Annotated in this window: 10 protein-coding genes; 1 reads left to right on the top strand and 9 read right to left on the bottom strand. The window is 45.0% G+C overall.

The window, feature by feature from the left end:
- From PGX78_RS03385 to PGX78_RS03400, 4 genes are all read right to left on the bottom strand, one after another.
- Positions 1-1970 (bottom strand): ATP-dependent Clp protease ATP-binding subunit (locus tag PGX78_RS03385; RefSeq protein ID WP_270445399.1); only part of this gene is annotated, 1970 nt, incomplete at its 3' end.
- Between the two features lie 29 nt (positions 1971-1999).
- Positions 2000-3064 (bottom strand): hypothetical protein, encoded by a 1065-nt coding sequence (locus PGX78_RS03390; protein WP_270445400.1) that lies wholly within the window; start codon positions 3062-3064, stop codon positions 2000-2002.
- Positions 3057-3566 carry a UvrB/UvrC motif-containing protein gene (locus tag PGX78_RS03395; protein WP_270445401.1) on the bottom strand — a complete coding sequence of 170 codons (510 nt, stop codon included), beginning with the start codon at positions 3564-3566 and terminating at the stop codon, positions 3057-3059. Before PGX78_RS03395 ends, PGX78_RS03390 begins: the two co-directional genes overlap by 8 nt.
- A gap of 13 nt (positions 3567-3579) precedes the next feature.
- Positions 3580-4047 carry a CtsR family transcriptional regulator gene (locus PGX78_RS03400; RefSeq protein ID WP_270445402.1) on the bottom strand — a complete coding sequence of 156 codons (468 nt, stop codon included), beginning with the start codon at positions 4045-4047 and terminating at the stop codon, positions 3580-3582.
- A 192-nt stretch (positions 4048-4239) separates the two neighbouring features.
- On the opposite strand from PGX78_RS03400, the gene PGX78_RS03405 reads away from it, so the two are divergent.
- Positions 4240-5241: a DUF535 family protein gene (locus PGX78_RS03405; protein ID WP_270445403.1), complete on the top strand. Its 1002-nt coding sequence runs from the start codon at positions 4240-4242 to the stop codon at positions 5239-5241.
- Positions 5242-5307: 66 nt separating this feature from the next.
- Here the strand turns inward: PGX78_RS03405 and galE are convergent, their stop codons facing one another.
- From galE to PGX78_RS03430, 5 genes are all read right to left on the bottom strand, one after another.
- Entirely contained in the window at positions 5308-6294 is a 987-nt protein-coding gene (gene galE / locus PGX78_RS03410; RefSeq protein WP_270445404.1) for a UDP-glucose 4-epimerase GalE, read from the bottom strand.
- A 26-nt stretch (positions 6295-6320) separates the two neighbouring features.
- On the bottom strand, positions 6321-7886 hold the full coding sequence (locus tag PGX78_RS03415) for a putative polysaccharide biosynthesis protein (protein WP_270445405.1): 1566 nt from the start codon (positions 7884-7886) through the stop codon (positions 6321-6323).
- 24 nt (positions 7887-7910) lie between these two features.
- Complete coding sequence (locus PGX78_RS03420) at positions 7911-9059, bottom strand: glycosyltransferase family 2 protein (RefSeq protein WP_270445406.1); 1149 nt, start codon at positions 9057-9059, stop codon at positions 7911-7913.
- Positions 9060-9062: 3 nt separating this feature from the next.
- Positions 9063-10538 (bottom strand): B12-binding domain-containing radical SAM protein, encoded by a 1476-nt coding sequence (locus PGX78_RS03425; protein WP_270445407.1) that lies wholly within the window; start codon positions 10536-10538, stop codon positions 9063-9065.
- A gap of 36 nt (positions 10539-10574) precedes the next feature.
- Positions 10575-11381 (bottom strand): exopolysaccharide biosynthesis polyprenyl glycosylphosphotransferase (locus tag PGX78_RS03430; protein ID WP_270445408.1); only part of this gene is annotated, 807 nt, incomplete at its 5' end.

The following is an 11381-nucleotide window of genomic DNA, read 5'->3' on the forward strand; positions in this document are numbered from 1 at the left end:
CCCAGATTGCCGGTCATAATAATAACCGTATTTCTGAAATCGACAGTCCGCCCCTTTGAATCCGTTAAACGACCGTCATCAAGGATTTGTAAAAGAATATTGAAGAAGTTATGACTCGCTTTTTCCACTTCATCAAATAAGATGACGCTATACGGCTTTTCTCTAACTTTATCGGTTAATTCTCCCCCTTCATCATACCCTACGTAGCCGGGCGGAGAACCGATAAGACGCGCTACAGCATGAGATTCCGTAAATTCACTCATATCGATGCGAATCATGGCCTCTTCATCACCGAAAAGGCCTGCCGCCAAGGCGCGTGCCAGTTCCGTTTTGCCAACGCCGCTGGGCCCCAGGAAAAGGAAAGAGCCGACAGGTCTCTTCGGATCTTTCAGCCCCGCTCCGGAACGGCGCATAGCTTTAGCCACGGCTTGAACAGCTTCATTTTGCCCGATGACCCGTTTATGCAACTCATCTTCCAATTTAAGAAGGCGTTGTGCCTCAGTCGTACCGATTTTTTGTACGGGCACTCCCGACCAGACGGAAACGACATCGGCAATATGAGAGCTTGAAACCTGAGGCCGGTCTTCCGCCTTTCGGGCTTCTTTTAACTCATGAATTCGTTCTTCCATCTCTTTGGCTTTATCACGCAAAGCGGCACACTCTTCAAACTTTTCGGCTGCCGAAAGTTCACTTTTTTTCTTTTCAATTTGTGCCAATTCGTCTTCCGCTTCTTTTAATTCACCGTTAGAAGCGGCATGTTCCAAGCGAACCTTAGAAGCCGCTTCATCAATAACATCAATAGCCTTGTCGGGCAAATATCTGTCAGCAATATAACGAGCAGACAACTTTACCGCATCCGCCAAGGCTTCATCCGTAAAGTGAACATGGTGAAATTCTTCATACGGCCCTTTTAAGCCCTGCAATATAGCCAGAGTCTCTTCTTCCGTCGGCTCTTCTACGCGTACCGGCTGAAATCGGCGAGTCAAGGCCGAGTCCTTTTCAATATACTTGCGATATTCATCCGTCGTCGTAGCTCCGATACACTGAAGTTCACCTCTGGCCAAGGCAGGTTTTAAGATGTCGGCGGCATCCATGGTCCCTTCAGCCGAACCGGCACCGATTAATTGATGCAGTTCATCAATAAACAAAATTAACGATGAATCTTCTTTAACCGCTTCCAAGAGTTGTTTAATCCGCTCTTCAAATTCGCCGCGATATTTAGTGCCGGCAACCAGACTTGCCATGCTCAGGGAGATGACGCGTTTATCTGCTAACGGCTTAGGAATATGGCCGTCTGCAATTTTTTGCGCCAATCCTTCGGCTACAGCTGTTTTGCCTACGCCGGGTGATCCGAGAAGAACCGGATTGTTCTTCGTGCGACGACACAAAATTTGGATAACCCTGTCAATTTCCTTATCTCTGCCGATGACGGGGTCGATTTTTCCGTCTTTCGCATCTTTATTTAAATCGCGCCCGTAAAGGGCGAGGGGATTCTCTTTTTCAGTTCCCGTATCCGTGTCCGGAGTTTCTTCACCGCCTTGGCGGACGGGTACTCCTTCTTCAATTTCTTCAATAACGCCGGCCGTATCAATATCCATATTTTCCAATACATGAACGGCCATACTGTCTTCTTGTTGTAATAATCCCCAAAGAATGATATCCGTTTCAATGGGCCGCGACTGTTTGGCAGCCTCACGTGAAGCCTCCTCCATGGCCAGGCGGGTCTTGGTCGTTAAGACAGGGTTATCCGTCACTGCCGTACCGATTCCTACGACGCCTTCAATGACTCTCATGACATTGCCGTCCGTAAGTCCCAGTCGACGTAGGATTTTCCCGCCTTCTCCTTCTTTTTCTAAAAGCAGTCCGATTAATATATGTTCAGTTCCCACATAGTTATGTCCCATACGGCGAGCCGCATCGCGAGCATAGCGGAGAACGCGTTTTGAAGGTTGTGTAAAACGTTGTTCCATGCACATCCCCCTCCTTTCAAACTTTTCTGTTACGGCTCACGCCGTACATACTTTTTAATGAGACTGCGCAATAAGCGAGCCCTTTCTTTTTCTTCCGGGTCTTCATCATTAAATCGCCTCAGACTTACATACGCAGAGTCAACAGCAGTAACCATAGCCGCATAAGCTTGCAAATCGGAATCGATTAAACCGCTCGTTACGGCTAAACGAAAGTCACTCAGCAAATTAAGAGCTTCTTCCTGTTCAATCAATCTGGCTTGAGTCAATACACCGTAGCTACGATACAGGCGATCGAGGAAAAGATCAGACTTTTCTGCCCGTAAGGCACGTCTGCACTCCCGTTCTTCCCGAACAATATGACCGACAACCGTTTCCGCCCGTTCCAACAAGTCCTCTTCCGAAATACCCAAGGTCATTTGATTGACCACTCGAAAAACATTACCTACATGCGTACTTCTTCCTGAATATACACCCGAGAAGCCGAATCCGAACTTCGTAATACCCTGCATGACTCGACGCAACTTTTTAGCTGCAATAAGCCCCGGCAAATGAAGACTCACGCCGATAAAAAGCCCCGTCCCTGTCATGGCCGGCATGGATGTCAAATAACCGAAATCTTCATGAAAAGCCAACTCCGTTTGACCTTCCAGCACATTGTCGACTGCAAAGGCCTCCGAGGCAGCCTGGCGAACATTGCTTCCTGAAACAATCGTATTGATAACGAAATGATCCGTTTCATTCACTGCCAAAGAGGCTGCCGCATCTTGACGTAAAAATAACAGCTTGCCTTCCCCTTTTTTTGCAAGAGTAGGCGTTATGATCCTGCGTGCTGCCGCCAAATCACGATTCTCATCGCTCATATCATTGACGGATAACGCTTCATATTGACCTTTACCCAATTCGTTCAAACCGGGTATGCAAGCACGTGCCGCCTCACATACAACAGCCTTATCTTCTACCGATGCCCGTTCGGGAAAGGCTCGATTCTTCATATTACGTGCCAACCGAATACGACTATCCAAGACAACATCGTCATCCGCACCTCGACTTTCCTGCCACGGCAAGACGAGAGATCGTATATACTCATTAAACACGATCTTCACCGCCTTCGAAGCTCAAAGCTTTGATTTCATCTCGAATCCGCGCAGCCTCTTCGTAGTTTTCTTGAGCCACCATGAGCTTTAATTCCCGGCGCAGTTTCTTTATATGAGCCTTTGTCCGAAATACCTCCGTACCGCAAACAGGAACCTTTCCTACATGACGCACATGACCGTGAATCCTCCTTAAAACGGGTTGTATTTCTTCAGAAAAAGCGGTATAACACGCTGAACACCCGAATAGGCCCGTGCGATTAAAGTCGGCAAAAGTCATGCCGCACTCCGGGCAAGTAACTTCCGAGGTTACCGTAACTTCATCGTCACCGGTTGCTGTTTTGCCGAAAAAATTATTTCCCCATGCCTCAATATCCTTACCGTTTATGAGGATCCCTTCTTTTTTTGCACAGGCGGCACACAAATGTAATTCCGTCCGCTTACCGTTTTCTATTTTAGTAAGATGTACGACCGCATCTGCCTTTTTACAACTATCACAGAGCATGTAAAGCCTCCCCTTATCCCTTGGGTACGAGCTCAAGACTTTTTAAAATACGCGTAATAACAGCCATGCGTTGTGCTTCGTCATCAAGTTCTTCAAATAAAGATTTAAAAGTCTGATGCAACATAATGGCCTCCCTATTTGTTACTGCCTTATGTTTTAATAATTTAAACAGCAGGCCGTCCAGATCTTCCATAGAAATACTGACGGCAGGGCGTCGTTCCGATAAAGCAACGGGTGTACGGTCATGTTTTTTTCGCTTTTGCAACCGCACAATGCGTACGAAACCGCCGGATCCCCTTCTCGATTCGACGATAAAGCCTTTATCATTGGAAAAGCGCGTGCTCAAAACATAACTGATTTGCGAAGGCGCGCATTCCAACTCATCTGCCAATTCATTACGGCGAAGAACTATATTTTCTTCCTCTTCTTCCAATAACTTATGTAAAATAAACTTTTCTATTTTATCGGCTAATACACTCATATTATCACCTCATAAATACATTTGAGAGGTCCCTTTAATACGCTTTGACCTTACAATTATTATATTAGACTTTTTGACTTTTTACAAGAAGAATACCCCGACTAATCCGGGATGATTGACAGTATATGGTCCTTCTTTTTATAATAAATAAGTTATATACCTACGTTCGACACTGTATTGAGGGAGGCACTCATGTTAAGTACATCCTACTTTTGGAACTTGTCAAAAGCTATCTATAGGCCGCGCAATTTCCGTGAACAAAAGCGGGCTTTTTCCTTCTTTTGTATCAGTATTATGCACAAAGACCTGTTTAGAGAGTTCTATGACTACTTCGATTCATACGAACCTATGAAGGGCTTCTTTACTGAAAAAGACATTGATTTCCAAGAGAGTATGACCCGAGTTTTCCTTTATAAGAACTCGACCATGCGGGAACGCCTGACCGCCTTGGAACATCATTTCGATATTCTCCGTACCATGTTTACGGATGAGGTTATTCACGAACTGTATTGGGGCAAGGGCTACACACTCTGGGAATCTCCCGATCCGGAACTCCCCCTCGTCTGTCACCTCATCTTCGATACGGGACAACGAAAAGAAGGGTTCTTATCCTTATATCTGTATTATGATAACGAAATGATTTACCATTTTAACTTCCGCTTCGACTATAATAAGAGCGGAGTTCCTTCCTTGTATGTAGGTACTCTTCAAGGTTCCAAAGAAGGCTTGGCGCTGACAAAAGTATTGACGAAGAAACTCTTCGGGTACAGGCCGAAGAATTTCATTCTCTACTTATTACGTATCTTCACACAAACCTTGGGAATGAAAAATTTATATGTCATTACGGATGAAGGTTTTTATACCAATAGCCATCTTCTGCGAGGAAACCGTTCAAAGAAGACGAACTTCAACGATTTCTGGAAAGATGAAGGCGCCTTCTCCGTATCAGACGAAAAAATGTATTGGGCCTTACCGATTGAAGAAAAAAGGCGCACATACAGTGAAATCAAATCACAAAAACGCAACCTTTTCCGCAAGCGTTACTTATTGATGGACACAATCATACCTACTTACATAGAAGCCACAAAAAAACTCTTCCGACCGAAATTTACACCCGTACCGTCAGCCGTAGACCCGGCGTCGATTACGGATAAACCGGCCGATTACGACCCCATCGAAGTTCCGAGAGGGTAAGCAAGCAAAAGGCGCGAACGAAGCAAAATCTTCGTTCGCGCCTTTTATGCTGAATATATAATATGTTTACATATAACCGTTCGGATGCGTCTGATGCCATTTCCATGCATGAGCAATAATAGTCTCCACATCACTGTAAACGGGGCTCCAGCCTGTCACCTGACGCAAGCATTCAGACGAAGCGATTAATACGGCCGGGTCACCGGCTCTACGCTCTTCTTCCGTAACCGCAAAGTCTCGTCCCGTCACTTTTTTTGCCGCCTCTATCATTTCCCTGACGGAAAAGCCGTGTTGAGAGCCGAGGTTAAAAGACTGAGATTTACCGCCTTTTACCAAATAGTCGAGAACACGACAATGAGCCTCCGCCAAATCTGTAACATGAATATAATCGCGAATGCATGTACCGTCCGGTGTTGAATAGTCGGTACCGAAAATCCCTACACTCGCTCTTCTACCTGCCGCGGCCTGCAAAATAAGGGGAATCAAATGTGTCTCCGGATGATGATCTTCCCCGATGGTTCCGTCCGGCGAAGCTCCGGCAGCATTAAAATACCTTAATGCCGCATAATTTAAGCCGTAAGCTCTATGAAACTGCTCCAGCATCATTTCAATCATCAGCTTTGTCTGGCCATACACATTCGTCGGATTATAAGGATCTGTTTCTGTTATGGGGACTTTCTCAGGTTCCCCATAAACTGCGGCTGTCGAAGAAAAGACGAGATAAGAAATATCTTCAAGTCGCATGGCTTCCAATAGAGACCAAGTGCCGACTACGTTATTATCATAATAAATAGTCGGATTTTCCATTGACTCGCCCACTTGGCTGTGAGCAGCAAAATGCATAACTCCTTCTATCTTTTCACGACATAAAACTTCTCGTATGCCTTCTATATGATGAATGTCTTCAACAATAAGTTGTACGTCTTTAGGAACAGCCTTTTTGTGCCCGCGTGACAAGTTATCCAACACAACGGGTACATGTCCCTTTTCTTTTAAAGCCCGCACGGCATGACTGCCGATATAACCGGCCCCGCCTGTAACCAAGATATTCATATGATGCAACCTCTTTTCCGTTCCGCCTATTTTTCAGTTGAAAAAAACCGCCCTACAAAGGGAAGCTTCACCACATCATGACGAGTCAGACCGCCGCAGACAAACATGAGCAAGATATAAAGCAAACTTCCTGCCGCACCTGTTGCAATTAGATTTACGACGGGAGATACACCCAATTCAACTCCTTCATGATACAGGAAATATATAAAAATCCCCATTGCTGTCGACGCAAAAGCCGTCTTTATAACAACTAATAGGGCCGGCTTATACCCTATATATTTATGAATAAAGAAAAAATTCAATCCTGCCGCCAAAGCAATATCCGTCACAGTCGCATAGGCGGCACCGGCAATACCCAGTTCGGGGCTTGCCACCCAAAACCAATTACAGGCAATCTTGATAAGACAGGCTATTCCCATATTAATTACCGGTATCTTCGGTTTTTTTAAGCCTTGTAAAACAGCTGTTGTAATCTGGTGTAATCCCAAAAAACAAACGGCAGCGGCAATAGCCTGTGTAGCTCCTGCCGCTGCCGGGGCATTATAAATAAAGGTAACTGTCGGCTCAGCCAAGACATACAGCATGACACTGAAAGGCACAGTCAAAATCAATGCCAAGCGCACTGCCGTTGCCGTATGTTCATACACTTCAGCAGTTTCTAAGCGAGCTTGCGAATGGCTGATGTTTGGTACGAGATTCAAGGCCATAGCGGCCGTAAAGACCGTTGCCAAGTTAATTAAAGGTACGGACATCCCCGTCAAGTAGCCGTATAGTTCCGTAGCCTGATGAATATCGTATCCTGCGGCTTCCAGTCTGTACGGCACTATGAAAAGGTCTAAATCCGCCACCAAAGGCAACATAATTCCCGCCAATGACACAGGAATAGCCAATCCGGCCAAGCGAAACAGCAATTCTTTGGCGTGCACAGGCACATAGTCGCTTTGTACTGACGGTGCCGTTTTCTTAAAGCGGTGATAAAAACAAACCAGAACAATAAATGCGGCTATACTACCGACAGAAGCCCCCAACCCAGCCCCTCCGGCGGCCATTTCCGTTCCTAATGGGAAAAGCCATAAGGCTAATCCTATCATAGCGACTACACGCACTACTTGCTCGACAATCTGTGATACGGCAGTAGGAACCATCTGTCTCCACCCTTGAAAATATCCTCTATACCCGGACAACAAGGTAGTGAAAAAGATACAAGGCACAAGAGATACAAGCGAATAGTAGGCCCTCGAATCCCGAATAATATGATAATCTATAAGTACTGACGATCCGAAAAAAACAAGGAGACCGAAAATTGCGCCCGTTATAGCCAAGACCGTCAAAGCAAGTCGAAAAAGGCGATACACATTGCCGAAGTCGCGACGTGCCGCAAATTCGGCAGTCAAAACGGATAAAGCAACGGGTATACCCGCCCCCGAAACCTCCTGCGCCAATAAGTAAACAGGAAAAGCCATCTGATAGATACCGATACCTTCACCGCCCAGAATCCGTGATAAAATAATCCAGTTTACACTGCCTACGGCTTTAACAATAAAACCGGCTAACGCAAGGATAAGTGTCCCCGATACAAATTTATTGGCCATATATACTCCGTTTCACAGTAAACTCTATTTCTTTTGCCGTACTGTATCCCACACAGCCTTTTGCGTACCCGCCATATACTGCTTCCACCCGGCATATTGAGCCCAAACAGTAAGATAAAAGTATGTAATGATCCGCCCCGGTCCCTTATCCGTAAGGGCAACTCCCACATTGGCATACTTTAATAACGGTAGGGTATAAGAAAATAGTAGAATTAAAAAAGCATACCATGCCGTTTCCGATGAAAAGGCCTTAAAGAAGAGAGCTGCCGTCAAAACAGCAAAGATTAACGGCGAAATCCAACGCAATAATTTATGTGAGATAAACATAAAAGATAAAAAATCTGAACGCATAAAAGAATGTAAAAAGCGAAGATTATAGAAGTTCCCTGCGGCAATACGACGCTTTCTCCGAAACTCGTCATATGCAGTTTGTCCCGGATCTTCCGCCGACCAAGCCCGAGGCTCATATACAACAGTGTGCCCGGACTCTAAAATTCGCATCGATAAGAGAAAATCATCAACCGATGTTTCGGACGGCAAGGATTGAAATAAGCTCTTGCGCACGGCATAACAAGCTCCGTCTGCTCCGATAAGCGAAGTCGTTTTCGATTCAAGTCTTTTAATAACACTTTCCAAGCGCCAATACAACCCTTCGTTTTTAGCAATGGCACCGTCTGTAGCCAAGATTTTCTTTTCTCCGCTTACACAACCGACAAGGTCGTCCTCAAAATGGGGTAATATATATTTCAAACATTCTGGATTATACATAGCATTGGCATCGGATAGGAGCACTATATCGCCCTTACACTGAGGCACGGCCTTGTTTAATACATTAACCTTCCCGGCTCGTTCGGAAAAGTCAAGCAGACGAATAAAGGAATACTCCTTCGTATAAGTCCGCACCAGCTCTGCTGTACAATCCGTGGACCCGTCGGAAGCCACGACAATTTCAAATTCAAAGTTCCCTCGCTCCAGAGCCAAGCTGTTTTCCAACTTTTCTTTGATTACTTCTTCTTCATTATAGGCCGCAATAAGAAGTGACACGGATTTTACAGGCTCTGTACTCGTTCCGATAGGACGCCGTCTGCTTACAACCAGAAGAACAAGAGGATACACGGCATAAGGCCAAATAATAAGTAAGAAGGCCACTATAATAATGAACCAGAGTAACATTATTTAATCTCCTTTTTTAGCCAAAAAGCGAATAAACCTTGTACCCGCCTTAATAAGCCGCTTGCGTTCGCCCGGATTGAACACGAATTGACGAAGTTTTGCAAATATATAGGCCGGACGCAAATAGTACTTCCGTCGGGCCTCATCACAAAAGGCTACCAACTCCTTATCCGACACTTCAGGCAAAGAGATAACACAACTGTGCAATCCGTCAGTAGTAATCCACTCGGACCAATCTTTCGTTACCAAATAATGATTTCGCTCCGCCCATGTATAGGCGTCTGTTCCCGGATAAACCATGAGAGGGAAGAATTGTGCCGTATCCGTATTCAATCTCAAGGCAAGGCGAAAAGTCTCTTCCATGGTTTCTTTTGTTTCTCCCGGATTTCCGACCATGAAGCAACCATGAATAAGAAGTCCTGCCTTATTCGCATTTTTTACATACTCTTTCGTCCAATCGAGTTTAATCCCTTTATGCATTTCGTTCAATACCCGCTGATTACCGCTTTCAAAGCCGGCCACAAGGAGTCGACATCCCGCCTGTTTCATCAGTTCCATCGTGTCATAGTCCAAGGTAACACGAGCATTAACCCACCAGTTGAATTTTTTATTCAAACCTTTTTCAATCATTAAGCGACAAATAGCCTTAGTCCGTTCTAAATCGGCCGTAAACGTGTCATCTTCAAATCCGACAGATTTTAATTCAGGGAAGTTTTCCGCCATATATTCAAGCTCGGCAATGACATTTTCAGGACTGCGCAAGCGATAAATCTTGCGGCCGTGGAAAGTTTGAGGATAGACACAAAAAAAACATTGATTCGGACAACCACGACCGGTAAAAATCATCATCATAGGATATTCGGCAGCGGCAAAAAAATAATCGTACGGATTGATGCCTTGCTCTTTATATACTTTTGAAACGAAAGGTAACTCGTCAAGATCTTCAATATAAGGGCGATCATCCGTTGATTTATATGTGTCGGCAGAGGTTCGCCAAGTCAAGCCTAGAATATTGGAAAAATCGTTCTTCCCTTCAGCCAACAGGGCTGCTAAGTCACGTAATGTATAATCATATTCACGTCGTGCGACGGCATCCACCGTTTTATTAATAGCCAAGGTCGCTTCAGGCAAAGCACTGGGATGTGTCCCGACAAGAACCGTAAAGGTAAGCGGCACGACATTCTTTACTTTTTCAGAGAATTCACAATCATTATAAATACTCGGCGTAGATGTATTGATAACCGTCATTTGCGGCTGAAATTCTTTTACGAATTCCAGGGTTCTTTTATCGTCCCAACCAATAGCGCAACAGTCAAGTAACTTACACGTATGCCCTGCTTCCGTTAACACTCCCGTAGCGGAAGCCAACCAAGTAGGATAGTAGATCGTACCGCTTTTCGTAATAGCCGGACTACGCTGATCACGGGAAAATTTTCCGTATTCCGTTTTAAAAGGCGGGCTGATTAAAAGAATTTTCATGTATGTCTTCCTTTCCTTACAAGGACCTAATACCGATTAATAAGCGCCTTTACCGTCTATGACAGCAATAAAGGTCTTCCAAATAAGGGCTATATCGAGCCAAACGCTCCAATTATGTACGTACCACGAATCCATATGAACCCGTTCCTCGTATGTCGTATCACTGCGGCCGTTGGCTTGCCACATCCCTGTAATTCCCGGCGGTACAAGATAGAAATCTCCGATATATTTGCCGTACTTGGCCACTTCTTCACGTACTATGGGGCGCGGTCCCACAAGACTCATATCACCGGTCAACACATTCCAAAGTTGTGGCAATTCATCGAGGGATGTTTTACGTAAAATCTTGCCAATTTTAGTCACACGAGGGTCATCCTTTAACTTAAAATCCCGCTCCCACTCTTCTTTGGCTGCCGGATTTTCTCGCAAATATTTTTTTAGAACATCCTGCGCATTAACAGTCATTGTCCTAAATTTATAGCAAGGAAATACCTTCCCTCCCTTGCCGACTCGGCGATGTGAGAAAACGACGGGGCCGGGCGAGTCAAAATAAATGAGTCCGGCAATAATCGCCATAATCGGCAGTATCAGTAAGCCTCCACAGAGAGTTGCAAGAATATCAAAAACTCTCTTAGCTACTCGATTAGACTTACGTGCCAAGTTGTTTCTAATATGGATAACAACTGCTTCTTCACGCATTAACCCGCGCGCACTTAAATTAGATGCCGGTATGCCGAAAAGTTCAGGAACAAAGTCAACTCGTGCTGTTAAAAGTTGTAGCCGATTTATTAAATCCACCAACTCTTTCGGAGCCATGCCGGGCATACAAATCAACACATGCCG

The sequence above is a fragment of the Megasphaera sp. AF13-6AC genome, assembly GCF_027685385.1.
GTDB classification, from domain to species: Bacteria; Bacillota; Negativicutes; order Veillonellales; family Megasphaeraceae; genus Megasphaera; species Megasphaera micronuciformis.